Source organism: Actinomycetospora atypica, assembly GCF_042653685.1.
Lineage (GTDB): Bacteria > Actinomycetota > Actinomycetes > Mycobacteriales > Pseudonocardiaceae > Actinomycetospora > Actinomycetospora atypica.
Genome location: NZ_JBHSIV010000005.1, coordinates 28,502 through 53,693, shown reverse-complemented (window position 1 = coordinate 53,693; position 25,192 = coordinate 28,502). Strand labels below are relative to the sequence as shown.

Annotated in this window: 26 protein-coding genes; 14 read left to right on the top strand and 12 right to left on the bottom strand. The window is 75.4% G+C overall.

What is annotated here, in order from left to right:
• Nucleotides 1-35: 35 nt before the first annotated feature.
• Genes ACFPBZ_RS06160 through ACFPBZ_RS06140 form a run of 5 tightly spaced genes read right to left on the bottom strand, consistent with a single transcriptional unit; the run spans nt 36 to nt 4,648 of the window.
• Nucleotides 36-1,070 (bottom strand): NAD(P)/FAD-dependent oxidoreductase, encoded by a 1,035-nt coding sequence (locus ACFPBZ_RS06160; protein WP_378035135.1) that lies wholly within the window; start codon nt 1,068-1,070, stop codon nt 36-38.
• The gene (locus tag ACFPBZ_RS06155; RefSeq protein ID WP_378035134.1) at nt 1,067-1,585 is read right to left on the bottom strand and encodes an isoprenylcysteine carboxyl methyltransferase family protein; all 519 of its coding nucleotides are present in this window, start codon (nt 1,583-1,585) and stop codon (nt 1,067-1,069) included. Before ACFPBZ_RS06155 ends, ACFPBZ_RS06160 begins: the two co-directional genes overlap by 4 nt.
• The gene (locus ACFPBZ_RS06150; protein ID WP_378035133.1) at nt 1,582-2,652 is read right to left on the bottom strand and encodes a type III polyketide synthase; all 1,071 of its coding nucleotides are present in this window, start codon (nt 2,650-2,652) and stop codon (nt 1,582-1,584) included. Before ACFPBZ_RS06150 ends, ACFPBZ_RS06155 begins: the two co-directional genes overlap by 4 nt.
• Nucleotides 2,640-3,818 carry an NAD(P)/FAD-dependent oxidoreductase gene (locus ACFPBZ_RS06145; protein WP_378035132.1) on the bottom strand — a complete coding sequence of 393 codons (1,179 nt, stop codon included), beginning with the start codon at nt 3,816-3,818 and terminating at the stop codon, nt 2,640-2,642. The genes ACFPBZ_RS06150 and ACFPBZ_RS06145 overlap by 13 nt, the downstream gene beginning before the upstream one ends.
• Nucleotides 3,815-4,648: a UbiA family prenyltransferase gene (locus ACFPBZ_RS06140; RefSeq protein WP_378035131.1), complete on the bottom strand. Its 834-nt coding sequence runs from the start codon at nt 4,646-4,648 to the stop codon at nt 3,815-3,817. Before ACFPBZ_RS06140 ends, ACFPBZ_RS06145 begins: the two co-directional genes overlap by 4 nt.
• A gap of 115 nt (nt 4,649-4,763) precedes the next feature.
• On the opposite strand from ACFPBZ_RS06140, the gene ACFPBZ_RS06135 reads away from it, so the two are divergent.
• A complete protein-coding gene (locus ACFPBZ_RS06135) occupies nt 4,764-5,210 on the top strand; it encodes a MarR family transcriptional regulator (protein ID WP_378035130.1) in 447 nt (148 codons plus the stop codon).
• A 6-nt stretch (nt 5,211-5,216) separates the two neighbouring features.
• Here ACFPBZ_RS06135 and ACFPBZ_RS06130 read toward each other — a convergent pair whose 3' ends face one another.
• Nucleotides 5,217-6,518, bottom strand: a complete 1,302-nt coding sequence (locus tag ACFPBZ_RS06130) for a PP2C family protein-serine/threonine phosphatase (RefSeq protein WP_378035129.1) — start codon at nt 6,516-6,518, stop codon at nt 5,217-5,219.
• A gap of 305 nt (nt 6,519-6,823) precedes the next feature.
• Here ACFPBZ_RS06130 and ACFPBZ_RS06125 point away from each other — a divergent pair, with 305 nt between their 5' ends.
• The 3 genes from ACFPBZ_RS06125 to ACFPBZ_RS06115 all read left to right on the top strand — a co-directional run bounded on the left by ACFPBZ_RS06125 (nt 6,824) and on the right by ACFPBZ_RS06115 (nt 8,650).
• Nucleotides 6,824-7,057 carry a hypothetical protein gene (locus tag ACFPBZ_RS06125; protein ID WP_378035128.1) on the top strand — a complete coding sequence of 78 codons (234 nt, stop codon included), beginning with the start codon at nt 6,824-6,826 and terminating at the stop codon, nt 7,055-7,057.
• Nucleotides 7,054-7,488 (top strand): hypothetical protein, encoded by a 435-nt coding sequence (locus ACFPBZ_RS06120; protein WP_378035127.1) that lies wholly within the window; start codon nt 7,054-7,056, stop codon nt 7,486-7,488. Before ACFPBZ_RS06125 ends, ACFPBZ_RS06120 begins: the two co-directional genes overlap by 4 nt.
• 178 nt (nt 7,489-7,666) lie before the next feature.
• A complete protein-coding gene (locus ACFPBZ_RS06115; RefSeq protein WP_378035126.1) occupies nt 7,667-8,650 on the top strand; it encodes an alpha/beta fold hydrolase in 984 nt (327 codons plus the stop codon).
• A gap of 32 nt (nt 8,651-8,682) precedes the next feature.
• Here ACFPBZ_RS06115 and ACFPBZ_RS06110 read toward each other — a convergent pair whose 3' ends face one another.
• Nucleotides 8,683-10,413 carry a sigma-54-dependent Fis family transcriptional regulator gene (locus ACFPBZ_RS06110; protein WP_378035343.1) on the bottom strand — a complete coding sequence of 577 codons (1,731 nt, stop codon included), beginning with the start codon at nt 10,411-10,413 and terminating at the stop codon, nt 8,683-8,685.
• A gap of 122 nt (nt 10,414-10,535) precedes the next feature.
• Between ACFPBZ_RS06110 and ACFPBZ_RS06105 the strand changes: the two genes are divergently transcribed.
• Nucleotides 10,536-11,453 carry an alpha/beta hydrolase gene (locus ACFPBZ_RS06105; protein WP_378035125.1) on the top strand — a complete coding sequence of 306 codons (918 nt, stop codon included), beginning with the start codon at nt 10,536-10,538 and terminating at the stop codon, nt 11,451-11,453.
• 34 nt (nt 11,454-11,487) lie between these two features.
• On the top strand, nt 11,488-13,092 hold the full coding sequence (locus tag ACFPBZ_RS06100) for a flavin-containing monooxygenase (RefSeq protein WP_378035124.1): 1,605 nt from the start codon (nt 11,488-11,490) through the stop codon (nt 13,090-13,092).
• A 26-nt stretch (nt 13,093-13,118) separates the two neighbouring features.
• Here the strand turns inward: ACFPBZ_RS06100 and ACFPBZ_RS06095 are convergent, their stop codons facing one another.
• Nucleotides 13,119-13,739: a trimeric intracellular cation channel family protein gene (locus ACFPBZ_RS06095; RefSeq protein WP_378035123.1), complete on the bottom strand. Its 621-nt coding sequence runs from the start codon at nt 13,737-13,739 to the stop codon at nt 13,119-13,121.
• 57 nt (nt 13,740-13,796) lie between these two features.
• Nucleotides 13,797-14,549 (bottom strand): MIP/aquaporin family protein, encoded by a 753-nt coding sequence (locus ACFPBZ_RS06090; protein WP_378035122.1) that lies wholly within the window; start codon nt 14,547-14,549, stop codon nt 13,797-13,799.
• 220 nt (nt 14,550-14,769) lie between these two features.
• Here ACFPBZ_RS06090 and ACFPBZ_RS06085 point away from each other — a divergent pair, with 220 nt between their 5' ends.
• The 5 genes from ACFPBZ_RS06085 to ACFPBZ_RS06065 are packed head-to-tail and all read left to right on the top strand — an operon-like array spanning nt 14,770 to nt 18,926.
• Nucleotides 14,770-15,528, top strand: a complete 759-nt coding sequence (locus ACFPBZ_RS06085) for an OmpA family protein (RefSeq protein WP_378035121.1) — start codon at nt 14,770-14,772, stop codon at nt 15,526-15,528.
• Nucleotides 15,529-15,534: 6 nt separating this feature from the next.
• Entirely contained in the window at nt 15,535-16,557 is a 1,023-nt protein-coding gene (locus tag ACFPBZ_RS06080) for a DUF1206 domain-containing protein (RefSeq protein ID WP_378035120.1), read from the top strand.
• Between the two features lie 58 nt (nt 16,558-16,615).
• On the top strand, nt 16,616-17,614 hold the full coding sequence (locus ACFPBZ_RS06075; RefSeq protein WP_378035119.1) for an isopenicillin N synthase family dioxygenase: 999 nt from the start codon (nt 16,616-16,618) through the stop codon (nt 17,612-17,614).
• Between the two features lie 38 nt (nt 17,615-17,652).
• A complete protein-coding gene (locus ACFPBZ_RS06070) occupies nt 17,653-18,636 on the top strand; it encodes a ring-cleaving dioxygenase (protein ID WP_378035118.1) in 984 nt (327 codons plus the stop codon).
• Nucleotides 18,633-18,926: a hypothetical protein gene (locus ACFPBZ_RS06065; protein ID WP_378035117.1), complete on the top strand. Its 294-nt coding sequence runs from the start codon at nt 18,633-18,635 to the stop codon at nt 18,924-18,926. The genes ACFPBZ_RS06070 and ACFPBZ_RS06065 overlap by 4 nt, the downstream gene beginning before the upstream one ends.
• 1 nt (nt 18,927) lies before the next feature.
• Here the strand turns inward: ACFPBZ_RS06065 and ACFPBZ_RS06060 are convergent, their stop codons facing one another.
• Nucleotides 18,928-19,725, bottom strand: a complete 798-nt coding sequence (locus ACFPBZ_RS06060) for an SAM-dependent methyltransferase (RefSeq protein WP_378035116.1) — start codon at nt 19,723-19,725, stop codon at nt 18,928-18,930.
• Nucleotides 19,726-19,901: 176 nt separating this feature from the next.
• On the opposite strand from ACFPBZ_RS06060, the gene ACFPBZ_RS06055 reads away from it, so the two are divergent.
• Both ACFPBZ_RS06055 and ACFPBZ_RS06050 read left to right on the top strand, forming a co-directional pair.
• The gene (locus tag ACFPBZ_RS06055) at nt 19,902-20,030 is read left to right on the top strand and encodes a hypothetical protein (RefSeq protein WP_378035115.1); all 129 of its coding nucleotides are present in this window, start codon (nt 19,902-19,904) and stop codon (nt 20,028-20,030) included.
• Nucleotides 20,023-21,219: a CaiB/BaiF CoA transferase family protein gene (locus ACFPBZ_RS06050; RefSeq protein ID WP_378035114.1), complete on the top strand. Its 1,197-nt coding sequence runs from the start codon at nt 20,023-20,025 to the stop codon at nt 21,217-21,219. Before ACFPBZ_RS06055 ends, ACFPBZ_RS06050 begins: the two co-directional genes overlap by 8 nt.
• 6 nt (nt 21,220-21,225) lie before the next feature.
• On the opposite strand, the gene ACFPBZ_RS06045 is transcribed toward ACFPBZ_RS06050, so the two are convergent.
• Complete coding sequence (locus ACFPBZ_RS06045; RefSeq protein WP_378035113.1) at nt 21,226-22,392, bottom strand: acyl-CoA dehydrogenase family protein; 1,167 nt, start codon at nt 22,390-22,392, stop codon at nt 21,226-21,228.
• Nucleotides 22,393-22,409: 17 nt separating this feature from the next.
• A complete protein-coding gene (locus ACFPBZ_RS06040) occupies nt 22,410-23,534 on the bottom strand; it encodes a helix-turn-helix domain-containing protein (RefSeq protein ID WP_378035112.1) in 1,125 nt (374 codons plus the stop codon).
• 141 nt (nt 23,535-23,675) lie between these two features.
• On the opposite strand from ACFPBZ_RS06040, the gene ACFPBZ_RS06035 reads away from it, so the two are divergent.
• The gene (locus ACFPBZ_RS06035; protein ID WP_378035111.1) at nt 23,676-25,178 is read left to right on the top strand and encodes a flavin-containing monooxygenase; all 1,503 of its coding nucleotides are present in this window, start codon (nt 23,676-23,678) and stop codon (nt 25,176-25,178) included.
• The last annotated feature ends 14 nt before the right edge of the window (nt 25,179-25,192 follow it).

Sequence of the window (25,192 nt, the reverse complement as noted above, 5' to 3'; positions counted from 1 at the left end):
GCCAACCACCACCGGCGCGGGGCTGTTCCCGGGGATCAGGCGGGGCGGGCCATCGAGTTGACCGCGCCGTCGAAGAGCGGGGGCAGTGCCCGGGCGACCGGCACCAGCGCGCGGCGGGCCAGCGGCGAGCGGGTGCCGACGAGCAGGCCGGTGGTGAGCCACCGGTAGCGGCGGGTCAGGCGGGCCCAGTCGCGCTCGTAGCGCTGCGGGACGCCGTCGGTGATCGCGGCGACGGCCGCCCCCGCCTGCGCGAAGGCGAGCGCCAGGCCCTCCCCCGTCAGCGCGTCGACGTAGCCGGCGGCGTCGCCGACGAGCAGGACCCGCCCGGCCACGCGGCGCCGGGCACCCTGGCGCAGCGGACCGGCCCCGCGGACGTCCGAGGCGGGCTCGGCGCTGACCACGCGCTCGGCCAGCTCGGGCAGGGCCCGGAGGCGGTCCTCGAACGAGCCCCGTGTCGAGGCCAGGACCGCCACCCCGACGACGTCCTCGGCCACCGGGGTCACGTAGGCCTCGACCTCGCGGCCCCAGTGCACCTCGACGTAGGGCGACCAGGGCGCGGTGCGCACGTGGCGGCGCAGCCCGAAGCGCGGGTGCCGGGCGGCCGGGACGGTCAGGCCGAGCGCACGGCGCAGCGGGGAGTGCAGCCCGTCGGCGGCGACCAGGTGCCGAGCGCGGACGTCGTCGACCGTGACCGCCTCGTCGTCCTGGACCAGCCGGCCGACGGAGCGCTGCTCGATGCGGGCACCGGCGGCGAGCACGGCGTCGTGCAGGGCCCGGTGCAGGACGGTCCGCCGGATCCCGCGGCCGGGGCCGCCGTGGAAGTCGGCGTCGGCCACCCGACCCGACCCGACGTAGCGGATGCCGTGGAACGCGTGCCCGGCCGGGTCGACGCCGAGGGCCTGCAGCTCCGCCAGCGCCCCGGGCATGAGGCCCTCGCCGCAGGCCTTGTCGACGTCGCCGGGACGCGGCTCCCACACCTCGACGTCGAGGCCCGCGCGGGCGGCGTGCAGGGCGGTGACGAGGCCGGCGGGGCCGCCGCCGGCGACGAGCAGGTCGATCGTGCGGGTCATGCCGTGGCCTTCCGGAGTGCCTCGCGCTCGGTGCGCAGGCGGACGCGCAGGAGCGCGGCGTCGGCGACCGTGAAGGCCGCCGCGGTGATCCACGCGGAGTGCACGAGCGGCAGTGCGGCGCCCTCGAGCACGACGACCGCGTAGTTCGGGTGGTCGAGCAGGCGGTAGGGCCCGGTGCGCACCGGGGGCATCCCCGGCACGACGATGACGCGGGTGTTCCACCGCGGTCCGAGGGCGTGGATGCACCAGTACCGCACGGCCTGGCAGCCCGCGAGCACCGCGAGGAGCGGCCCGCCGACCCGGGGCACGAAGGGACGGCGCGCGAGCCACACCTCGGCGACGCTCCCGGCGAGCAGGCCGGTGTGCAGCACCATCATCGCCGGGAGGTGTCCCCGGCCGGTCTCGACGCCGCCGCGGGCGAACGCCCAGGCCGCGTTGCGGCGGGACACCACCAGCTCCGCGAGGCGCTCGACGCCGACCAGCACGACGAGCGCGGTGTACCAGCGCCGGCTCATCCCGGCACCCGCAGCAGCACCAGCTCGGAGCAGAAGCCCGGGCCCATCGCCAGCATCAGGCCGTACGCCCCGGGAGGCGGCGGGCGGGACTCGAGGGTGTCGGCGAGGACGTGCAGGACCGAGGCCGAGGAGAGGTTCCCGATGCGGCGCAGCGACTCCCAGGTGACCCCGAGCGCGTCGCGGTCGACGCCGAGGGCGTCCTGCAGCGCCTCGAGCACCTTCGGGCCACCCGGGTGCGCGACGTAGAACCCGATGTCGTCGCGGGTCAGGCCGTTCTCGGCGAGGAAGCGCGCGACGTCGTCGCCGAGGTAGCGGCGCACGACGTCGGGGACGGCCCCGTCGAGCACCACCTTCAGTCCCCCGGCGCCGACGTCCCAGCCCATCGTGCGCTCGGAGTCGGGGTAGAGCCGGCTGCGCGCGGCGAGCACCTCGGGCTGCACCGCGGTCGTCGGGCCGGTCTCCCGCCCGTCCCCCACGGCGACGACCGCGGCCGCACCGTCGCCGAACAGCCCGCTGGCCACCAGGTTGGCCATCGAGCCGTCGCCGCGCTGCAGCGTCAGCGAGCACAGCTCCACGCTCATGAGCACCGCGACACCGTCGGGGCGGCCCGCGAGGAGGTCGCGCAGCCGGGCGACCCCGGCCGCGCCGGCCACGCAGCCCAGGCCCACCAGCGGGACGCGCACCACGTCGTCGCGCAGGCCGATCACGCCGGCGACCCGCGCGTCGAGGGAGGGGACGGCGAGACCGGTGACGGTCGCCGAGACGATGACGTCGACGTCGCTGGGCGCGAGGTCGACGGCCTTCAGCGCGTCGACGACGGCCCGGGCCCCGAGCTCGACGCCGGCGGCGATGAAGGCGTCGTTCGACTCGCCGAAGTCGCGCAGCGTCCCGTAGCGCTCCAGCGGCAGCGCCGTGTGGCGGTACTCGACGCCGGCGTTGCGGTGGAACCGCTCGACGAGCCGGTGGTCGGCGTCGCCGGTGAGCATCGACGAGACGAACGCGTCGGTGATCTCCTCCTGGCGGTACCGGTGGTCGGGCAGCGCGCCGCGCACGCTCAGGATCCGCACGGTCGTCCCCCTCCGTGGTCGGGGCGCAGCAGGGCGCCGGCGAGGCCGCGGGCGACGGCCGGGGTGATGCGGCCGCGGGCGAGGCCGAGCTCGACGAGGTCGTCGAACACCCGCTGGTCGCGGGCGGCGGCCCGCAGTCCCGCGTCGAGCATCGGCGGGCGGCGGCTGAGCAGCCCGGCGGCGGCGGTGTGCCGCAGGTGCGGGAAGAGGTGGGCGCGCGCGGCGCGCCGGTAGCGGCGCCCGGCATCGTCGGGACGGCCCGCGGCGATCGCCTCCGCGGCGGCCCGGCCGGCGGCGAGACCCGTGGCGACGGCGTAGTAGATGCCCTCGCCGGTCATGGGGTTGACGAGACCGGCGGCGTCACCGACGAGCAGCACCCGTCCCGTCGGCGGGCTCCAGCGCCAGCCCGAGAGCGGCAGGTGCGCGCCGCGCCAGTCGCCGGCACCGCGCGTGGCGCCGGGCAGGAGCGCCTCGAGGTGCGCGATCAGCTCGGTGCGCCCGGGGACGCCGCCGGGCGTGCGACCGAGAACCTCGCCGTAGCCGATGTTCGCCCAGCCGTCCCCGCGGTCGAACGACCACGCGTAGGACGGCTGCCGGAGGGTGCCGAAGGTGATGACCTGCGCGCCCTCGCGCCCCGGGGTGACCGGGGCGTAGCCGCGCAGGGCGAGCGCCACGTCGCCGTCGGGCCGGCCCAGGTGCCGGCGCAGCACCGAGCGGGCCCCGTCGGCGCCCACGACGAGCGTCGCGCCGACCTCGTCGGGGCCGGGGTCGAGGACGACGCGGTGGTCGTCGTGGGCGAGGTCGCGGACGCGGTGGCGCACGAGCGTCGCGCCGGCGGCGCACGCGGCGTCGACGAGGCGGGCGTCGAGGACCCGGCGGGGCACGACGTACGAGGGACGGGCCATGACACGCTCCGCGCCGCGCCCGTCCCGATCGAGGCGCAGGCGGGCCGCGGGGACGTGGTCGTCGAGCAGGCCCGTGACCCCCACCTCGGCGAGCCGGTCGAGCACGTGCGGCGCGATGCCGTCGCCGCACGCCTTGTCGCGGGGGAAGTCGGCGCGGTCGAGCATCGCGACCCGCAGGTGCGGCGCGGCGTGCAGGGCGCCGAGCGCGGCGGCCGCCCCGGCCGGGCCCGCCCCGACCACCGCGACGTCCCAGGTGCTCACGAGCCCGCCACGAGCAGCACGACGTCGACGAGCGCGATCGCCATCGCCGCCCGGAACGGCGCCCGGCCCCGGCCGGTCAGGGCCACTACGGCGAGTGCGACCACCACGACGAGCGCACCCCACACCCACGCCGCCGGTGCGCCCGCGGGGCCCAGCGCGGCGAGCAGCGACGCGGCCACGAGCAGCCCGGCGGCCAGCGGCCGCGAGGCCCGCTCCCCCAGCCGGTGCGGCAGCCCGCGGACACCGGTGCGCGCGTCGTCGGCGAGGTCGGGCAACGCGTTGACCACGTGCGCGCCGACACCGAGTGCGGCGCCGGCGGCGGTCGTCCACCACGGGGGCCACGCCGGGGCGTCGGCGGCGAGCGTGACGACGGCGGGCAGCGTGCCGAAGGCGAGCGCGTAGGGCAGCCAGGAGAACCGGGTGGCCTTGAGGCCGAGGTCGTAGGCGTGGCCCCACGCGATGCCGAGCCCGAGGTGGACCAGCCCGCTGCGCCACCCCGCGGCGAAGGAGAGCGCGACGCACGCCACTGCGGCGACGGCGAGGGCGGCGGTGACCGCGCCCGTCGTGGTCCGGCCGGTCACCAGCGGCTTGTCGGTGCGGCCGACGGCGCGGTCGCGTGCCGCGTCGGCGAGGTCGTTGGCCCAGCCGATGGTGAGGTGCCCGGTGAGCACGGCGAGGGTCACGACGACGGCCGGGAGCGGCCGCAGGCCCGCGGCGACGGCGAGCAGCGCGGCGATCGTCGTGACCGCGGCGGCGGGGCCCGGGTGGGACGCGGACAGGAGGCCGACGGCGCCCGGGCGGGACGCGACCCGCCGCGTCGTCGTGCTCATCCGCCGGGTTCGGACCTCGGGGCCCTCCCTCAAACCCCCGCAGGCGTCGTCGAGATCACTAGGCTGGGGGCACGGCGGGCGCGATGGTCCGCCCGGACGCCCCGGAGCCAGCGACGTGAGCCGACCCGAGTCCCAGGACACCACCGTGTCGACCCCCGCCCGGCTGCGCCTCGCCATCGGCCGGCTCAACCGCCGCATGCGCCTCGAGTCGAGCACCGACCTGACCCCGCTGCAGACCGCGGTGCTGGTGGCGCTCGAGGAGCACGCCCCGCTGCGCCTCACCGAGCTCGCCCGCCGCGAGGCGGTCACCCCGCCCACCATGAGCCGGGCGATCGCCTCGCTCGACGAGGCCGGCCTGCTCGAGCGCCGCGCCGACCCCAGCGACGCGCGGTCGGCGTTGATCGAGCTCTCCGAACCCGGGCGGGCCGCCATCGAGCGCGCCCGCACCGCCCGCACCGCGACGCTGAGGAGCCGCCTCGACCGGCTCTCGGCCGAGCAGCGGGCCGCCCTCGCTCGGGCGCTGCCGGCCCTGGAGGCGCTGGCGGACGTCGAGCCCGGCTGAGCCCCGTCAGATCCGCGAGGGCAGGAGCCGCTCGTGGGAATCGGCGAACCAGTCGACCATGAGCAGGGTCGCGTCGTCCTGGAGCCGGTCGCCCTGGTGGGCGAGCACCGCGGCGGCGAGGCGGCGCAGCGTCTCCGGGGCCGAGAGCCGCGAGAGCTCCGCCCGCTCGGTGAAGTCGACGAGCCGCTCCACCCCGAAGAAGCTGCCCGTCGCGTCCCGGGCCTCGACGATGCCGTCGGAGTAGAACAGCAGCCGGTCGCCCGGCTCGAGCTGCTCGCGGAGGCCGGTCCGGCGGTGACCCTCCCGGGGCAGGATGCCCAGCGGCGGCCCGATGACGGTGTCGAGCTCCTTGACGATGTGGCCCCCGCGGACCAGCAGCGGCGGCGGGTGCCCGGCCACGAGGTAGTCGAGCATCCCGGTCCGGGTGTCGAGGCGGGCGAGCACGGCGGTGACGAAGCGGACCGGGCCGGGCCGCTCGGCCAGCAGGTCGTCGGTGCGGGTGGCGAGCTCGACGAGGTCGACGGACTCGGGCTGCGCGCGGCGGCGGGCGTTGCGCACGCCCGTCACGGCCAGCGTGGTCGCGAGCCCGGCCGACAGGTCGTGCCCCACGCCGTCGTAGACCGCGAGGTCGACGACGTGGTCGTCGATCGCGTAGTCGTAGGCGTCGCCGGCCACCCGGTCCCACGGCTCGAGCAGCCCGGTGACCACCACCCGCTCGGTGGCGAACGTGCGCGGCGGCACCAGCTGCCACAGCATCTCCGCGGCGGTGCTGAGGTCGCCGTCGCAGCGCAGGCGCCGCAACCGGTCGCTGTAGGCGAGCTTGGCCATGACGACGTGCCCCACCAGCCCGGCCAACGACCAGCAGCAGGCCCGGAACTCCTCGTCGTCCACCACGTCGTCGTGCAGGGTGAGGCCGAGGACCCCGACCCGTTCGGTCCCGTCGAGCGACGGCACCCAGAGGAGGCGGTGACCGCCGGGATCGGTGCCGATCAGCGACTCGCTGTGCTGGAAGGAGCGCCCGGCGAGGGTGCCGTCGACGTCGATCCGCTGGGTGGTCAGCGGGCGCACCGACAGCAGCGACTGCTGCGCCAGGTTCACCATCAGCACCTCGGCGGTCATCCCGACCGCGGCGACGGCGTCGTCCACGATCTCGGAGATCTCGTCCCCCGTGGCGAGGTGCGCCCGGTCGATCACCGCGGCCAGCACCCCGGCCCACGGGGCGGACCACCGCGAGCCGCCCACCTCGGCGGCCGACAGGACCGGCCGACCCGACACCACGGCAGGACGGCGGGACTGCTCGGGTGGCACGGGCTCGTTCCCCGATCAGTCGCTCGTGGTGGGCACGGAGGGCAGGGCCGTGGTGGCGCGCCCGTGCCCGGGCGTGGCCGAGGGGTCGACCGGCAACGATGGTGGCACACCCGGACGGCACCGGAGCACCCGCAGTCACGGTGATCCGGACGATCGTGCCGAAGGCGACCTCGATCGCCGGGTTTCGGCCCGGACGGCCGCGCCGATCCGGGACGTGCTGCCCCGGACCCGGCCGCTCCCGGGACCCGGTCCGCCCTCGTGCGTGATGTCGGGCCCTCCGCCGCACGAGCAGTCAGGGGTCTCCCATGACCAGCAGCACCACGTCGCGCCCCACCGACATCCGCGAGTTCGGCCACGAGCTGTGGACGTTCCTCACGGGCAAGGGCGCCACGATCGAGTACGTCCTCGACGACATGACCGTCGAGGTCCCCCAGACGACGGGCCCCGAGTCGCCCCGGGCGACCTGGAAGATGAGCGGCACGATCCGCATCCGCACTAGCGACAACGACGACGCGGGCTCGCTCGGCCGTCAGGCGTGAGCACCCCCGGCCGTCCCGACGTCGCCGTCGACCTCGTCCTCGAGGTCACCGACGCGGCCGGTCGCCGGACCTCGGGACACCTCGTCGGGTCGGGCGAGCACGTGCGTATGACCGTGACCGACCCCGCCGTGGTGGTCGCCGCGGCGGGGCGGGGCGCGGGCCACTCGTTCGCCGACCGGCTCGCCGACGCCGGGGTCCGCGCCGAGCTGCACGGCCCGCGCGGTCGGGTGGCGACCATCGACCCCGCCCGCACGAGCCGGCTCGGTTCGCTGGTGACCGGGAGCAGCCACGTGGTGCTCGACCGGTCCGCCTGGACCCTCGCGGCACGCACGCGGCTGCCGTCCGCCCGGGGCCTCGCCCTCGGGGCCGCGGCGGCCGTCGTCGTGATCGCGGCTCTCCGGTGGAGGTCGGGGGCCCGCACCGGGGCGTGATCACGAGGAGTGCGGCAGGGTGCTCGCCGGGCGAGCACCCTGCCGCCACACCGGCGCGATCCGGGCGGGAGACGTCCGCCGGGCCCCGGCCGGAGGCCTGGTGGGTCACACCCACCGGAGTGACCAGGAACCGTCGTCCGGAAGGGGCACCCGGCGTCCGCGGCGGGAACCCCAGGGTATGGAGCTCGAGACCACGACCACCCCCGGACGCCGGACCCGTCGGCGCACGGTCACGGTGCACGGCGAGAGCGTCGGGTTCTGGGAGTCGATCCCGGCCGACCACGTCCCCGACGGGCACGACGACCCGTGGACGCACCCCGACGGCGACGTGGTGGTGCTGGTGCACGGCATCGCCGGCAGTGCCGCGACGTGGCAGCCGGTGCTCGCCGAGCTGGCGCGCCGCCGCGACGGCCGGCACGTGATCGTGCCCGATCTCGTGGGCCACGGGTCCTCGTCCGCCCCCTGGGCCGACTACTCGCTCGGCGGCTACGCGACCGGCATCCGCGACCTGCTCGCCGTGCTCGGCTACGAGCACGCCTCCATCGTCGGGCACTCCCTCGGCGGCGGGGTGGTGCAGCAGTTCGCGCTGCAGTTCCCCGAGCACTGCGACCGGCTGGTGCTGGTCTCCTCCGGCGGGCTCGGTCGCGAGGTCAGCCCGGTCCTGCGCGCGGCCACCCTGCCCGGCGCCGAGTGGGTGCTGCCGATGCTGACGAACCGGCACGTCGTCGACGCCGTCGGCAACGTCGCGCAGGTCCTGCCGCGGAAGATCTGGAAGGGCTCCGTCGGCGAGTCCGCCCGCTCGTTCGTCTCGCTCACCGACCCGGTGCACCGGCAGGCGTTCCTGCACACCGCGCGCAGCGTCCTCGACCCCGGCGGGCAGCGCGTCCGTGCCACCGAGCGCCTCTACCTCACCGAGGGGCTGCCGACGCTGATCGTCTGGGGCACCGCCGACTCGATGATCCCGGTCGCCCACGCGCATCGCGCCCACACGCTGATCCCCGGCAGCCGGCTCGAGCTGTTCGAGGGGGCCGGGCACTTCCCCCACGCCGACGACCCGGTGCGCTTCACCGAGCTGCTCGTGGAGTTCCTCGACGACACGCGGCCCGCGCACCGCAGCAGCCGGGAGCAGGCGGAGCTGATGCGGGGAGCCTCCGGCTTGTGAGCACTGATCCGTGTCCGGACACGGATCAGTGCTCACGAGGCCGTCGGCCCCCTCAGCCCGAACTCCCGCATCTTGCGGTAGAGCGTGTTCCGGCCGATCCCGAGCGCGGCCGCCGCGCGGGTGCGGTTGCCGCCCGCGGCCCGCAGCGCCTCGGCCACCGCGTCGCGCTCGGCCGACTCCAGCAGGCCCCGCACCCGGCCGGACCCGCGGAGCTCGTCGGGAAGGTCCTCCGTCCCGACGAGGCCGCCGCCGGCCCGGCGGGCCAGCGCGGCGATCGTCGTGTGCAGCTCGGCGAGGTTGCCGGGCCAGTGCCAGGCGAGCAGGCGGTCCCACGCGGCCGGGGAGAAGCGCGGGCCGTCCGCGACCATCGCGCGCACCAGCGCGGGCAGGTGCTCGCGGGAGTGGGCGAGGGCCGGGAGCGCCACGGTCGTCGCGAGCCGCCGGACGAGCCCGACGAGGGCGTCGTCGGCGGCGTCGAGGTCGGCGGTGAGCACCACCGGGCCGCCGCCCTCGAGCAGGGCCTGCAGCCGGGCGGCCGAGGGGGACGGGCGCTCGTGCAGGCGCCGCACGACGAGACCCCGACCGGCGGTGACGGCGTCCCGCGCGTCCGCGAACCACTCCGGGTCGAGGTGGGGTTCGACGACGAGGGGGTCGGCCGCGCCCCGCCGGCGCAGCACCGCGCGGGCGGTGTGCAGCTTCCCCGACCCGCCCGGCCCGACGAGGGCGACGACCTCGCCGTGCGCGAGCGCGGCCTCGAGATGCCGGCCCACCCCGGGGTCGTGGTGCAGGGGCTCCCGGGCCACGGCGGCGATCGTCCGGGTGCGGGGCGCGACCTCGTCGGGCAGGAGGCGGAGGCTGAACGCGGGCCGGTCGCCGTCGGCCACCGGTTCGACGAGTGCGTCGTGGAACCCGTCGGAGAGCGGCACCCGCATCCGCCGCGGCCGGTCGTGGCCGTGCTCGCAGAGGTGGCGCCAGAGCACGGGGTGCAGGTCGGGGCCGACGTGGGCCAGGCCCGGGCGGTTGGCCAGCACGGTCTCGGCGTCGACGACGAGAGCGGGGCCGCTCGCCGCGTCGACGGCCAGGTGGGCCTCGACGAGCCGCCGGCGCCGCGCTCCGGCCTGGTCGAGCAGGGCCGCCTCGATCTGCCGCCCGACGTCCCCGGCGAGGGCGGTCATCAGCGGGTGCACGTCGCGGGTGGAGCAGGCCAGCGAGAACGAGCCGACCACCCGGCCGGTGAACGGCTCGAGGATCGGGGTGCCCGCGCAGGTCAGGCTCTCCAGCTCGGCGTTGTAGTGCTCGGGGCCGCGGACGAGGACCGGGCGCCGCTCGACGAGCACCGTCCCGATGCCGTTCGTGCCGATCGAGTGCTCGGAGAAGTCGAAGCCCTCGGCCGCGTTCGCCCGGTCCATCTGCGTGCGCTGGCGGCGGACGTCGACGTGGCGCGCGACGATCCGGCCGCTCGCGTCGGAGAGCACCATCGCCACGGGGACGTCGGTGAGGCTCCGCCGCAGGCGCTCGAGCACCGGCGCCGCCGCCCGCCGCAGCGGTGATTCGTCGTCGGGCTCGCGATGGTCGATCCGGTCGGGGGCCACCGGCACGCCCTCGCCCGCGCAGCGCCGCCAGCTCTGCTCGATGACGTCCGGCACCCCGGTGCTGCCCGGCGGGACGTCGAGCAGACCCCCGCCGACGAGCGTCTCGCGGCTGCGCCGCACCCGCGCGTGCTCCCTCGGCGACAGGGCCGGCAGCCGGTCGGTCCGCGACATCGTCGTCACCCGCCGATCGTCGCTCCCGGCACCGCCCCGGGAGGCGTTCCAGAACGGAACACCCCACCGATGGTGCCCCGCCGTCACCGTGAGGTCCAGGTCACAACGACACGGAGGACACCATGACGACGGCGCCACAGACCATCTCGGCGGGGGCCGAGGCGCTCCGCGCCCTCTACGCCGACTGGTCGGAGATCATCGCGACCACGCCCGGCCTCACGACGAGGCTCTTCCGCAGCATCTTCGACGAGTGGCACCAGCCCACCCGCGAGCCGGAGGACGTCACCTACCGCGAGGACACCGTCGGCGGGGTCCCCGGGATCTGGACGCTGCCGATCGGGGCGGACACCACGCGGGTCCTGCTGTACACCCACGGCGGCGGCTTCGCCGTCGGCTCGGCGGCCAGCCACCGCAAGCTCGCCGGGCACCTGGCGAAGGCGCTCGGGGTCACCGCCTTCGTCCTGGACTACCGCCGCGCCCCCGAGCACCCGCACCCGGCGCAGGTGCAGGACGGCGTCGCGGCCTTCCTCGCGCTGATCGAGCGTGGGATCGCTCCGACCGCCATCACGACGATCGGCGACTCGGCCGGGGGCAACCTCGCGGTCGCGATCGCGCTGTCGCTGCGCGAGCAGGGCCGGCCGCTGCCCGGCGGGGTCGTCGCGTTCTCCCCGTGGCTCGACATGGAGAACCGCGGCGAGACGCTGGTGACCAACGACGCGACCGACGCGCTCATCACGGTCCCCCTGCTCGAGGGCATGATCGCCGGCGTCCTGGCCGACGGGGCGGTCGACCCGCGCACGCCGCTGGCCAACCCGCTCTACGCCGACCTGTCCGGCCTGCCCCGGCTGTACCTGAACGCCGGCGGCGCGGAGTCGCTGGCCGACAACGCGACCCGGCTCGCGGAGAACGCGCGTGCCGCGGGCGTCGACGTGACCCTCTCGGTCGTCGACGACATGCAGCACGTCTTCCCGTTCTCCGCCGGCAACGGGCCCGAGGCCGACGCCGAGATCGCCGCCGTCGCGGCCTGGTACCGCGGCTGACGCCGCCCCTTCCCCACCACCGTCAGGAGACCCCGTGAGCACCACCACCACCCCGGACGTCGATGCCGTCGTCATCGGAGCCGGCTTCGGCGGCATCTACATGACCCACACGCTGCGCGACGAGCTCGGCCTGCGCGTGCAGACCTTCGAGAAGGGCGGCGGGGTCGGCGGCACCTGGTACTTCAACCGCTACCCCGGCGCCAAGTCCGACACCGAGGGCTTCGTCTACCGCTACTCCTTCGACGCCGATCTGCTCCAGGAGTGGAACTGGAACCGCCGCTACCTCGACCAGGCCGACGTCCTCGCCTACCTCGAGCACGTCGTCGAGCGCTACGACCTCGCCCGCAGCATCCAGCTCGACACCGAGGTGACCGGCGCGGTGTTCGACGAGGACACCGACCTCTGGACCGTCTCCACCGCCGACGGGACCACGCGGACCTGCCGCTACCTCGTCAACGCGCTCGGGCTGCTCGCGCGGAGCAACATGCCCGCGATCCCGGGCGCCGAGAGCTTCGCCGGCGATCTGGTGCACACCAACGCCTGGCCCGACGACCTCGACGTCACCGGGAAGCGCGTCGGCGTGATCGGCACCGGCTCCACCGGCGTCCAGTTCATCACCGCCGCCGCCCCGCGGGCCGCCCACCTCACGGTCTTCCAGCGCACGCCGCAGTACGTCGTCCCCTCGGGCAACCGCCCGGTGGAGCAGGCCGAGGTCGACGAGGCCAAGCAGGGCTTCGCCGCGACGTGGGACCAGGTCCGCGACTCCGTCGTCGCCTTCGGCTTCGAGGAGAGCACCGTCCCCGCGATGAGCGTGACGGAGGAGGAGCGTCGCCGGGTGTTCCAGGAGAACTGGGACAAGGGCAACGGCTTCCGGTTCATGTTCGGGACGTTCTCCGACATCGCGAGCGACCCGGACGCCAACGCGGCCGCCGCGGCGTTCATCCGCTCCAAGATCGCCGAGGCGGTCGACGACCCCGAGACCGCCCGCAAGCTGACCCCGGACGACCTCTACGCCAAGCGGCCGCTGTGCGACCAGGGCTACTACGAGACCTACAACCGCGACGACGTGGAGCTGGTGTCGGTCAAGGAGAACCCGATCACCGAGATCGTCCCCGAGGGGGTCCGCACCGCCGACGGCGTCGTCCACGAGCTCGACGTGCTGGTCTTCGCCACCGGCTTCGACGCCGTCGACGGCAACTACCGCGCGATGGACCTGCGCGGGCGGGGCGGCCGGCACGTGGACGACCACTGGACCGACGGCCCGACGAGCTACCTGGGCGTCTCGAAGGCGGGCTTCCCGAACATGTTCATGATCCTCGGGCCGAACGGCCCGTTCACCAACCTGCCGCCGTCGATCGAGGCGCAGGTCGAGTGGATCACCGACCTCGTCCGGACCGCCGAGGAGTCGGGCGTGCGCACCGTCGAGCCGACGCAGGCGGCGGAGGAGGGCTGGACCGCGACCTGTCAGGAGATCGCCGACATGACGCTCTTCCCCCAGGCCGACTCCTGGATCTTCGGCGCGAACATCCCGGGCAAGAAGAACGCGGTCATGTTCTACATGGCCGGGATCGGGGCCTACCGCCGGCAGCTCGCCGACGTGGCGGAGAAGGACTACGAGGGGTTCGTGCTGGCGCGCTGACCTCCGGGTGGGTACTGGCCGGCGGGTCAGTGCCCACCCGTGCGCGGCGCGTTCAGCCGGAACCCGATCCCCAGCAGCCGGATCGCCAGGCACGCCCCCGCCCCGACGAGGGCCCAGACCGTGCCGCCGACCCCGAACCGCGCGGACAGCACCACCACGGCGGCCCCGACGAGCGCCGGGACCGCGTAGAGCTCGCTGCTCAGCACGCTCGGCACCCGCCGGACCAGCACGTCGCGCAGCGTGCCCCCGCCCACCGCGGTGATCGCGCCGAGCAGGATCGCCTGCCCCACCCCGGCGCCCAGCTCGATCGCGCGCCCCGCCCCGGTCACCGCGAACAGGCTCAGACCGAGGGCGTCGAACACCGCGATCGGGGTGGCGAGCCGGTCGAGCCGCCCACTGAGGACGAACGCGACCAGCCCGCCCACCGCGGCCACCACGAGGTAGCGCCAGTCGCTGAACGTCGCGGGCGGCAGCGCCCCGAGCAGGACGTCGCGCAGGATGCCGCCGCCCAGCGCGGTGATCATCCCCAGGGTCACCACCCCGACGATGTCGAGCCGCGCGGACCGCACCGCCGTCAGCGCCCCGTTGAGCGCGAAGGCGAACGTGCCGGCGAGGTCGAGCACGAGCGGAGGAGGTGCCGGCGGCATGTGAGCACTATTCCGTGCTTCGGCACGGAGTAGTGCTCACAGGCGCACAGCGCACCCCTAGGGGCTGTCGGCCTTGCGCACGAAGCGGTCGTAGATCACGGCGGCCACGACGCCGCCGACGATCGGGCCGACCAGGTAGACCCACCACGAAGGGAACGACCCCGAGACGATCATCGGGCCGAGCGCCCGCACGGGGTTGACCGCGCCGCCGGTGACCGGTCCGGCCACGAACACCCCGACGGTCAGCGCCGCGCCGACCGCGATCGGGGCGACCGCGTCGGCCACGCGGTCGTCGGTCGCCACCGAGATGACGACGAACACGAGGATGAAGGTCACGACGGCCTCGACGACGAGCGCCTGCAGCGGGCCGACGCCCACGGCGGGGACGGTCGAGGCGAGCGCCGCCCGGTCGCGGCCCGGCGCGCCGAAGGCCACCCACGTACCGAGCGCGCCGAGGATCGCGCCGACAAGCTGCGCGACGACGTAGACCGGCACGTACTTCCAGGGGAACTTCCGCGTCACCGCCAGGCCCAGCGTCACGGCCGGGTTGACGTGCGCGCCCGACACGTGGCCGATCGCGGCCACGACGGCGAGCAGCGCCACGCCGAAGGCCAGCGGGGTGGCGAGCGAGTCGTACCCCGCTCCCGCCACGGGCTGCGCCAGCGACGCCGCCGTCGCCACCCCGGTCCCGCCGAACACCAGGATCGCCGTCCCGATGAGCTCCGCGGCCCCGGCGGCCGCCATGTTCGTTCCCGTCCGGCTGCCGTACAGGCCCGCCGAACCCTCCTGCTGCCGCTGTGCGGTGTCCACCGCCATCGTCACTCCCCTCGCCCGTGCCGCCCTCGCCGGCGGCTGAAGAGCGCGGCTACCCACGGGTACTCCGTCTGATCCACGCGATTGCGCTGCGTACGGCGTTTCGGATTCCCGACGACAAGGGCAGCCCGCGCGCCGACCAGGCCCGAGACCAGGGCCCTACCCGGACACCTCCGGCCACCCCGGATCGTGTCCTCCCCCGGCGTGAGGAGCCCCCATGAGCAGTCCCGAACGGCGACCCGGTGCGGCCGGAGCGGCCGGAGCGGCCGGAGCCCCCGCGCGCCGCCGCCGTCCCGTGTGGGTGTGGCTGCTGCTGGCCCTGCTGGCGATCGTGCTGATCGTCGTGATCTCCCTGCTCGCGAGCCGCTGCGGCTCCGGCAGCACCACCGGCGCTCCCCCGGCCCCGCCGGCGAACGGGGCCCCGGCAGGCGCGGCCGGTGCGGCCCCCGGCGCACCCGGAGGGCCCCCGGCGGGTGCACCTCCCGCCGGTGCGGCCGGCGCAGTTCCCGGCGCGGCCGGTGCTCCCCCGGCCGGTGGCGCCCCCGGCACGGCCCCGGGCCAGCCCGGCTCGACGGCCGCCCCGGGTGCCGGCGGCGCCGCGCAGGGCCAGGCCGGCTCGACCGACCCCGCGGCGCTGCAGGCCCGCATCGACCGGATCGTCGCCGCCGACCCGATCAGCTTCCGCCCGAACAGCGCGCAGCTCAGCGACTCCGGGTCCGCGAGCCTGCGGCAGGTCGCCCGGGAGCTCGGGACCGTCCCGACGGTCCGCGTCGCGGTGACCGGCCACGCCGCTCCCATCGGCGGCCCCGGCACGCCCGACCCGCAGCAGCTCTCCGAGCAGCGCGCGACCGTCGTCGCCGACGAGCTCGCCGCGGCCGGCGTCGCCCGCGACCGGCTGCAGACCCGGGGCGTGTCGGACACCGACCCCGGTCCCAGCCCGGCCGTCGCGCGCCGCGCCGACGTCAGCGTGTCCTGACCGGTCGTGCCGGCCGACCAGGACACGGGTGACGCGGCGGCGGCCGACACCTCCCGCGAGGACGCGGCGTCGAACGCCACCGAGCGGCGGGCCGCGCGGGCGACCGCCGACGCGGAGGACCGGGCCGACGCGTCCGGGCGCCGCGCCGAGCACGCGGACGATGCCGGCGAGGCGTTCTCCGAGCGCGCCGGGCAGGCCGGCCACCGCCTCTACGGGCAGGTGGTCGGCCTCGGCGCGGCCGGGGAGGGCGAGGCGCCCGTCCGGGCCGTGGAGCTCCTCGGCCGGGTGGGCCTCGTCGGCTACGGGCTCGTGCACGTGCTCATCGGCGTGATCGCCGTCCACGTCGCGGTGGCGGGCGGCGGACAGCCCGACCAGCAGGGCGCCCTCGGCAGCCTCCTCGGGAACCCCGTGGGCGTCGCGGTCGTCGTGGTGCTGGTCGTGGGGCTGCTGGCCTTCGCGCTGTGGCAGGGCATGGCGGCCGCCGCCGGCTTCCGCTGGACCTCGGGCGGGGTCCGGTTCCGCAAGCGCGTGGGGGCGGGCGCCAAGACCGTCGCGGTGCTCGGCGTGGCGCTCGCGGGCGCCCGGCTCCTCGTGGGCTCGGGCGGGTCGAGCTCGGCGAGCTCCGAGGCCGCCACCGGCGGCCTGCTGGCCCTGCCGGCCGGGCGGCTGCTCGTGGTGGCCGTCGGCGTCGTGGTGCTCGTCGTCGCGGGTGCGACCGCCTACACCGGCATCGCTAGGAACTTCTCCGACGACCTCGACTACGACCGGCTCCCCGACCACCTCCGCCGCCCCGTCGAGGTGCTCGGCGTCGCCGGGCACGTCGCCCGCGCGCTGGCCTTCGCCGTGGTCGGTGTGCTGTTCGGGGTCGCCGCCCTCGCCGACGACGCCACCCGCGCCGGGGGGCTCGACCAGGCCCTCACGGCCCTGGCCGCCCAGCCCTACGGCCCGCTGCTGCTGCTGGCCGTCGCCCTCGGCTTCGTCGCCTTCGGGGTCTACACCTTCGCCGAGGCCTGGTGCCGGCGGATCTAGGAGGTGCGCTCCGCGCCCGTGAGCACTAATCCGTGCCCCGGCACGAAATAGTGCTCACATGCCTCCGGCACCTCTGGACATGACGATGCTCGACCGCGGCCCGGAGGCGGCCGCCCGGTTCCGCGACGAGATGCGCGCCGCCATGCACGAGTACGGCGTCCTCTCGCTGACCGGGCACGGGATTCCCGACGAGGTCACGGCGCGGGCCTTCGACGAGGCGCGGCGGTTCTTCGCCCTGCCCGACGAGGACAAGCAGCGGGTCGAGATGCTGCGCAGCCCGCACTTCCGCGGCTACACCCGCACCGGCGGCGAGCTGACCCGGGGCCGCGTCGACTGGCGCGAGCAGATCGACCTCGCCGCCGAGCGCGAGGCGTCGACCGACCCGGCGGCCCCGGACTACATGCGGCTCGAGGGCCCCAACCTCTGGCCCGAGGCGCAGCCCGACCTCCGGACGGTGTTCACCGACTGGGAGCGGCGCTGCGAGGTCGTCGCGCGGCGGCTGATGCGCTCCTGGGCGCTGTCGCTGGGCGCCCCCGAGGACCACTTCGACGCGATGTTCGGCGACCGCCCCTCCACGCTGATCAAGCTCGTCCGCTACCCCGGGCGCGAGGAGCGCGGCCAGGGGGTCGGGGCCCACAAGGACCCGGGGGTGCTGACGCTGCTGATGGTCGAGCCGGGGAAGGGCGGCCTGCAGGTCGAGCACGACGGCGGGTGGCTCGACGTCCCGGTGGTGCCCGGCGCGTTCGTCGTGAACATCGGGGAGCTCCTCGAGGTCGCCACCGACGGCTACCTCCGGGCCACCGTGCACCGCGTGGTGTCCCCGCCCGAGGGCGAGACCCGGCTCTCGATCCCGTTCTTCTTCAACCCCGCGCTCGACTCCACGGTGCCCCGCGTCGCGCTGCCGCCCGAGCTCGCGGCCCGGGCGCGCGGGGTCGACCGGGACCCCGACAACGTCATCTCCGGGACCTTCGGCGAGAACATGCTGAAGGCCCGGCTGCGCGCCCACCCCGACGTGGCGGCCGCGCACCACGCCGACCTCGTCACGCCGCGACCCTGATCACACCGTCCGGCCCCGCGATCGGGTATCGCCCCTGCATGACCGACCTCGCGCCGCACGGCCTGCACCACGTCACGGCGATCGCCTCGGACCCGCAGCGCAACGCCGACTTCTACACGCGCGTGCTCGGCCTGCGATTGGTGAAGACCACCGTGAACTTCGACAGCCCCGACCGGTACCACCTCTACTACGGCGACGAGGCGGGCCGGCCGTCGACGCTGCTGACCTTCTTCCCGTGGCCCGACATCGAGCGCGGGCGGCAGGGCACCGGCCTGACGACGGCCACGGCCTTCGCCGTCCCGCCGGACTCGATGGGCTGGTGGCAGCAGCACCTCGCCGGGCACGACGTCGACCTCGTCGAGGGCCCCCGCGACCGGGAGACCGCCGGGCGCGACGAGGAGGTCCTGACGCTGCGCGACCCCGACGGCCTCGTGATCGACCTCGTCGCCGCCCCCGGCGACACCCGCTCGGGGTGGGACGGGGCCGCCGGCATCCCCGTCGAGCACGCGGTGCGCGGGCTGCACTCCGTGACGCTCACCGAGCGCGAGCTCGACCCCACCGCCTCGCTGCTCACCGGGCTGCTCGGCATGACGGGCGAGGGCGGCGGCGGGCGCTCCCGCTTCGCGATGGGCTCCGACTCCCCCGGCACGGTGCTCGACGTGGCCGCCACGGCCGACGACGCGCGGGGCCTGCAGGCCGGCGGCACCGTGCACCACGTCGCCTTCCGAGCCCCCGACGGCGAGACCCAGGAGCGCTGGCGCCAGCAGCTCGTCGACGCGGGTCTCGAGGTCACCCCGATCCTCGACCGCCAGTACTTCACCTCGATCTACTTCCGCGAGCCCGGCGGGGTGCTCTTCGAGATCGCGACCGACCAGCCCGGCTTCGACGTCGACGAGCCGCTGCTCGAGCTGGGCCGCCACCTCAAGCTCCCGCCGTGGCTCGAGCCCGACCGCGAGCAGATCGAGCGGTCGCTGCCGCCGCTGCGGCTCGAGGACGGCGGGACGGTCGAGGGCACGGCGTGACCGGCGACCTGCTGCGCCGCGCGGCCGACGAGGTCGAGCGGCTGGCCCGGCAGGCCCCGCCCGGCCGCTGGACGGCGCGGGGCCTCCTCGCGACGCGCCCGGAGATCGTCGCCGACGACGACGGCCGCACCGAGCACGTCGCCGAGGCCCGCTCCCGCAGCGCGCCCTGGATCCTGACGATGTCCCCGGCGGTCGCGCCCGCGCTCGCCGCCTGGCTGCGCGAGGCCGCGGACGACCCCACCCCGGCCGCGGTCGCGCTGGCCACCGCGGTCCTCGCGGGAGCGCCGTGACTCAGCCGGGGACGGTGGCGAAGGCGCCGTAGCCGCCGACCGGGGGCGCCGCGGAGGGCCCGGGCCAGTCGGTGACGTCGACGATCCCGGGCTCGGCCAGGTCGAGACCGTCGAGCAGGGCGCGCAGCTCGGCGCGGCTTCGCAGGGTGATGGGCGTGGCGCTGGAGCGGTACGTCTCGGCCCCGGCGCGCATCGCGTCCCCGACGGCGGGGTCGTCCTGGTCGTCGCTGGCGTGGCTGAGGGCGACGACGCTCCCCGGAACGAGCGCGCGGCGGTACCGGCCGAGGAGCCCGGCGGCGTCGTCGTCGACGAAGTGCAGGATCGTCATGGCCAGCAGCGCCACCGGGCGGGAGAAGTCGAGCAGCCCGGCCACCCCGGGTGCCCGCAGGACGCTCCCCGGGTCGCGGATGTCGGCGCGGGTGATGCTGACGGTGTCGAGACCGCCGATCAGTTCGGTGGCGTGGGCGACCGCGACGGGCTCGAAGTCGACGTAGGCCACGCGGGCATGCGGGTCGTGCCGCTGCGCGATCTCGTGGACGTTGCCCGCGGTCGGAACCCCCGACCCGAGGTCGAGGAACTGGTCGACACCGAGCTCGACACACCGCTGGACGACCCGGCCGAGGAAGTCGCGGTTGGCCCGGGCGGCGGTGACGATCCCGGGGTTCGCGGCCACGGCCGCGGCGACCATCGCGCGGTCGACCTCGAAGTTGTGGGCGCCGCCGAGCATGTAGTCGTACATGCGCGCGGCGTTCGCCCGCTCGAAGTCGATGCCGGTCTCCAGGAACTCCTCCGGTGGCACGTCAGCCTCCTCGACCGCCGCCGACCGGTCAGGGTAGGGCCTTCGAGCTCCGCTCTCGTGCGTGCGTTTCCGTGCCGGGGCACGGGAACGCACGCACACACGTCAGCGGGGTCAGGGCATGATCGGCTCCCACCCCACGGATCCATCGGGTCCTCACCCGTCGAGGGAGACGTCGCGTGCGCCGCTTCCGGCCGATGTCCTCGGTGTCCTCCGGGTCGTGGCGCCACCCGGCGGCCACGCCGGACCTCGGCACGACGCCGCGCGAGACCGCCGGTCTGCCGCGTCCGGAGCGCCTCCGTGCCTGAGCTCCCGCTGGACGGCCTGCGCGTCCTCGACATGGCCTCGCTCGCCGCCGGCCCGTTGGCGGCCACCTACCTCGGCGAGTTCGGGGCCGACGTCATCAAGCTCGAGCCCCCGGGCGTCGGCGACGCGATCCGCGGCTGGGGCGCGCAGCGCGACGGCGTCGGGCTGATGTGGAAGAGCCTCGGGCGCAACAAGCGCTCGGTGACGGTCGACCTGCGCACCCCCGACGGCCAGGACCTGACCCGCCGGCTCGCGGCCGGCTGCGACGTCGTCGTCGCGAACACCCGCCCGCAGACCCTGCGGCGCTGGGGCCTCGACCACGAGCGCCTGGCCGCGGTCAACCCGCGGCTGGTCATGCTGCACGTCACCGGGTTCGGCCTCACCGGCCCCAAGAGCGAGCGCCCCGGCTTCGGCACCCTCGGCGAGGCCATGAGCGGCTTCGCGCACATGACCGGCGAGGTCGACGGACCGCCGACGCTGCCCGCCTTCATGCTGGCCGACAGCGTCGCCTCGCTGCACGCCGCGTTCGCGGTGATGACCGCCCTCTACGACCGCGACACCCGCGGCGCGGGCGGCCGGCTGATCGACGTCAACCTGCTCGACCCGCTGGCGCGCATCCTCGAGCAGTCGGTGCTCACCTGGGACCAGACCGGCGTCGTCCCGCACCGCGCGGGCAACAAGTGGGACATCTCCGCGCCGCGCAACACCTACCGCACCGCCGACGACCGCTGGATCGCGATGTCCGGCAGCGCCCCCACCGTCGCCCTGCGGGTGTTCCGCGCGATCGGGCGTCCCGAGCTCGCCGAGGACCCCGACTTCGCCGACGCCCAGCGCCGCCTCGCCCGCGCCGGCGAGGTCGACGCGATCGTGGCCGACTGGGTCCGGCAACAGAACCTGGAGGAGGCGATGGCGGTGTTCGAGGCCGCCGAGATCGCCGCGGCCCCGGTCTACGACGTCACCGACCTCGTCGCCGACGAGCAGATGGTCGCCCGCGAGGTGTTCCGGCGCATTCCCGACGAACAGCTCGGCAGCCTGCTGGTGCAGGCACCGGTCCCCCGGCTCTCCGGCGTCGAGGGGCGGATCGACCACCTCGGCCCCGAGCTCGGCGCCCACACGCGCGAGGTTCTCACCGAGGTCGTGGGCCTCTCGGACGCCGAGCTCGACGACCTCGCGGCGCGGGGCGTGATCTGAGCGCGGTCAGTAGGAGCGCTCCAGCCCCAGCACCGACTGGGCCAGGTAGTTGAGCACCATCGCCTGCGGCAGCGGGGCGAGCCGCTGCAGCCGCGACTCCCGGAAGTAGCGCTCCACGTGGTACTCCTCCGCGTAGCCGAACCCGCCGTGGGTCTGCACCGCGACGTCCGCGGCGAAGAACCCCGCCTCCGCGGCGACGAACTTCGCGGTGTTGGCCGCCTCCCCCGCGGGCTCGCCCCGGTCGAGCGTCCACGCCGCCTCGCGGATCACCAGCTCGGCCGCGTGCAGCCGGGCGTGCGCCTCGGCCAGCGGGTGGGCGACGGCCTGGTTCGCGCCGATCGAGCGCCCGAACACCCGGCGCTCCTTCGCGTAGGCGACCGCGCGGCGCAGCGCCGCCCGTCCCGTCCCGAGCGCCTCCGCGGCGATGAGCACCCGTTCCGCGTTCAGCCCGTCGAGCAGCTGCCGGAACCCGTTCCCCTCCACCCCGACGAGGTCGTCGACGGAGACCTCGAGGCCGTCGTAGGCGACCTCGCACGAGGCGACGGCGTTGCGGCCCATCTTCGGGATCGGGGTGATCGTGACGGCGGGGTCGCGCAGGTCGGCCATGAGCAGGCTGAGCCCGTCGGTCCGCGTCGCGCACTCGGACACGGGCGTGGTGCGTACCAGCAGCAGCACCCGCTCGGACTCCAGCGCCTTCGAGGTCCACACCTTGCGCCCGGTCACGCGGTACACGTCCCCGTCACGGACCGCGCGGGTCGTGATGGCGGTGGTGTCGAGCCCGGCGTCGGGCTCGGTGACCCCGAACGCGACGTGCAGGTCGCCCGTGGCGATGCGCGGCAGGTAGCGCCGGCGCAGCTCGTCGCTGCCGTACAGGACCACCGGGTGCATCCCGAAGATCGACATGTGGACCGCGCTCGCGCCGTTCATGCACGCGCCCGAGGCCGCGACCTCCTCCAGCACGATCGACGCGGCCTCGATCCCCTGCCCCCCGCCCCCGTACTCCTCGGGGATCGCGATGCCGATCCAGCCCCCGGCGGCCATGGCGTCGTAGAACGCCCACGGGAAGGTGTGGGTGCGCTCGCACCCGGCCCAGTAGTCGTCGTCGAACCGCCGGCAGAGGTCGCGGACGGCCTCCCGGACGAGGCGGTGGTCCTCGGACTCGCGGAAGTCCATGGCGCGACCGTAGGCGCTCAGGCCTCGATGCCGTACTGCCCGATCTTGCGGTAGAGCGTCGAGCGGGCGAGCCCCAGCGCCGCGGCCGCGGCCACCCGGTTGCCTCCCGACTCGCGCAGGGCCTCGACGATCGCGTCGCGCTCGGCCCGGTCGAGCCGGCGCAGCCGGCTGCGCGGGGCGGGCGCGCCCGGCGGGTCGGGCGCGGCCCGGCGGCGGACCACCTCGTCGTCCCGCGGGACCGTCACCACCACGACGACCCCCGCGGCGTCGCCCCCGGCCGCGACGGCCGTGCCGCGCACGCGGACCACCGTCCCGGACGGCAGCACGGGGTGGTCGTCGACGTCGCCGCGACGCAGCCCGAGGAACCGGGCGTGGTCCTGCAGGGCCGCGAGGTCCTCGGGGTCGAGCAGCGCCTGCAGCGCGGCGTTCGCGAGCACCGTGCGCCGCCCGACGGCGAGCACCGCGTGCCGGGTGCGGGCCTCCACGCGGGTGTAGAGGTCGAGCAGCGCCTGCCACCCGGGGTCGCGGTCGCGCACCAGGGCGTCCTGGATATCGGCGGCCGCCGCACGGACCAGGGAGTGCAGGATCGGCGACGAGTGCTCCGCCCGGCAGCTGACGTCGAGGACCCCGGCGATCCGCCCGCTGACCGGGTCGCGCACCGGGGCGCCGGCGCAGGCGTAGTCGTGCAGCCGCTCGACGAAGTGCTCGGCGCCCACCACGTGGACCGGCCCGCCCGACTCGAGCACCGTGCCCACCCCGTTGGTGCCGGCCGCGGCCTCGTCGTAGGAGAAGCCCTCGGCGAAGTTGTTGACGTCCGCGGCCCGCCCGATCGACGCGGCGGTGTCCAGGCGCACCAGCAGCCGCGCCCGCTCGTCGGTGAGCACCACACATACCGGCACGTCCGCGGCCTGCTCGGCCAGGCGCGAGATCACGGGCCGGGCGCAGCGCACCAGGCGGGAGTCGAGGTCGAGGTCGGGGTGGAAGTCGTTCCCGACGACCGCCGGGTCGACCCCCCGGGCGAGGCTGCGGCGCCAGGAGGCCACCACGTGGCCGGGGATGCCGGGCAGCTCGACGTCCGGGTGCTCCAGCAGCTCCGCGCGGGCGGAGGCGAGCAGCCGTCGTCGTGCCAGGACGTCAGCCATGTACCACCCCTCGATGTGCACTAGGACACATCGCGGGCACGGGAGCAACCCCTGGCGGTGTCCGAACTTCGGACAGTCCGGGGGTGTGACGCGCGTCCTACCGTCGGGGCGTCCCGTCAACGACGACCCGGAGGACGGCTCATGAGCCTCACCGCCACCGCCGAGCAGACCGAGCAGCACGGCGAGCCGGAACACGTCGACGTGCTGATCATCGGGGCCGGCATCTCCGGTCTCGGTGCCGCGCACCGGCTGCGCGAGCAGTTCCCCGAGCGCAGCCTGCTGATCCTCGAGTCCCAGGACTCCCACGGCGGCACCTGGTGGACCCACCGCTTCCCGGGCGCGCGCTCGGACAGCGACCTGTTCACCTACGGCTACCGGCACAAGCCCTGGCGCGGCCCGTCCGTCGCCGCCGGTGGAGCGATCCGTGAGTACCTCGACGAGGTCGTCGAGGAGGACGAGCTGGCCGACCGCATCCGCTACCACCACGAGGTGACGGCGCTGCGCTGGTCGTCCGACGACGCCCGCTGGACCGCCGAGGTCACCCGCCGCGACACCGGCGAGCAGCTGGCGATCACGGCGTCGTTCCTGTGGATGTGCCAGGGCTACTACAACCACGAGGAGCCCTACATCCCCGAGTGGCCCGGGACCGAGCGGTACGAGGGCGTCATGGTGCACCCCCAGACCTGGCCCGACGACCTCGACCACACGGGCAAACGGGTCCTGATCATCGGTTCCGGGGCGACCGCGGCGACGCTCGTCCCCGCCATGGCGAAGACCGCGGAGCACGTGACGATGCTGCAGCGCTCGCCGTCGTACTGGTTCCCCAACCCGACCGTCCACGAGCTGTCGACGCAGCTCGAGCCGCTGGACCTGCCGCCCGAGTGGACCCACGAGATCCTCCGGCGCGCCTACACGGTGCAGCTCGACTGGCTCGCCACCGTCGGCAAGGAGGACCCCGACCAGCTGCACGCGTTCCTGCTCGACGCCATCATGCCGCTGCTGCCCGAGGGCACCGACATCGAGAAGCACTTCACCCCGGCGTACCGGCCGTGGCAGCAGCGGATCGCCTTCGTGCCCGACGGCGACTTCTTCGAGGCCATGCGGGACGGGAAGGCGTCGGTGGAGACCGACAAGATCGAGGAGTTCACCGCCACCGGCGTCCGGCTGGCGTCCGGTGAGGAGATCGAGGCCGACATCGTCGTCACCGCCACCGGGTTCAACCTCTCGGTGTTCGGCGACATCCCCTTCGCCGTCGACGGCGAGGCGGTCGACTTCTCCCAGCGGGTCACCTGGCGCGGGACGATGATCAGCGGCGTCCCGAACATGGCCTACGCCTTCGGCTACTTCCGCCACAGCTGGACGCTGCGCGTCGACCTGATCACCGACCTCGTCACACGGATCCAGCAGCACATGGCCGAGCGCGGCGCGCGCATCGTCGTGCCGGAGCTGCGCAGCGAGGACGCGGACATGCCGCTGCTGCCGTGGAGCGACCTCGACAACTTCAACCCCGGCTACGTCCAGCGCTCCCAGGACCGCCTGTTCAAGCAGGGCGACCGCGAGCCGTGGACGCACATGCACGAGTACTCCCACGACCGCGCCGTGCTGCCCGAGGCCGACCTCGACGACGGCCTGCAGTACCGCTAGTCACCCCCACCCCG

Excerpts from the sequence above, each read along its gene's own strand:
- ACFPBZ_RS06110 (WP_378035343.1), bottom strand. The coding sequence starts at position 10,413 with ATGTCGCGGACCGACCGGCTGCCGGCCCTGTCGCCGAGGGAGCACGCG.
- ACFPBZ_RS06035 (WP_378035111.1), top strand. The coding sequence starts at position 23,676 with ATGAGCCTCACCGCCACCGCCGAGCAGACCGAGCAGCACGGCGAGCCG.
- ACFPBZ_RS06155 (WP_378035134.1), bottom strand. The coding sequence starts at position 1,585 with ATGAGCCGGCGCTGGTACACCGCGCTCGTCGTGCTGGTCGGCGTCGAG.
- ACFPBZ_RS06045 (WP_378035113.1), bottom strand. The coding sequence starts at position 22,392 with ATGGACTTCCGCGAGTCCGAGGACCACCGCCTCGTCCGGGAGGCCGTC.
- ACFPBZ_RS06125 (WP_378035128.1), top strand. The coding sequence starts at position 6,824 with ATGACCAGCAGCACCACGTCGCGCCCCACCGACATCCGCGAGTTCGGC.
- ACFPBZ_RS06115 (WP_378035126.1), top strand. The coding sequence starts at position 7,667 with ATGGAGCTCGAGACCACGACCACCCCCGGACGCCGGACCCGTCGGCGC.
- ACFPBZ_RS06105 (WP_378035125.1), top strand. The coding sequence starts at position 10,536 with ATGACGACGGCGCCACAGACCATCTCGGCGGGGGCCGAGGCGCTCCGC.
- ACFPBZ_RS06075 (WP_378035119.1), top strand. The coding sequence starts at position 16,616 with ATGCCTCCGGCACCTCTGGACATGACGATGCTCGACCGCGGCCCGGAG.
- ACFPBZ_RS06140 (WP_378035131.1), bottom strand. The coding sequence starts at position 4,648 with ATGAGCACGACGACGCGGCGGGTCGCGTCCCGCCCGGGCGCCGTCGGC.
- ACFPBZ_RS06095 (WP_378035123.1), bottom strand. The coding sequence starts at position 13,739 with ATGCCGCCGGCACCTCCTCCGCTCGTGCTCGACCTCGCCGGCACGTTC.
- ACFPBZ_RS06070 (WP_378035118.1), top strand. The coding sequence starts at position 17,653 with ATGACCGACCTCGCGCCGCACGGCCTGCACCACGTCACGGCGATCGCC.
- ACFPBZ_RS06040 (WP_378035112.1), bottom strand. The coding sequence starts at position 23,534 with ATGGCTGACGTCCTGGCACGACGACGGCTGCTCGCCTCCGCCCGCGCG.
- ACFPBZ_RS06085 (WP_378035121.1), top strand. The coding sequence starts at position 14,770 with ATGAGCAGTCCCGAACGGCGACCCGGTGCGGCCGGAGCGGCCGGAGCG.
- ACFPBZ_RS06160 (WP_378035135.1), bottom strand. The coding sequence starts at position 1,070 with ATGACCCGCACGATCGACCTGCTCGTCGCCGGCGGCGGCCCCGCCGGC.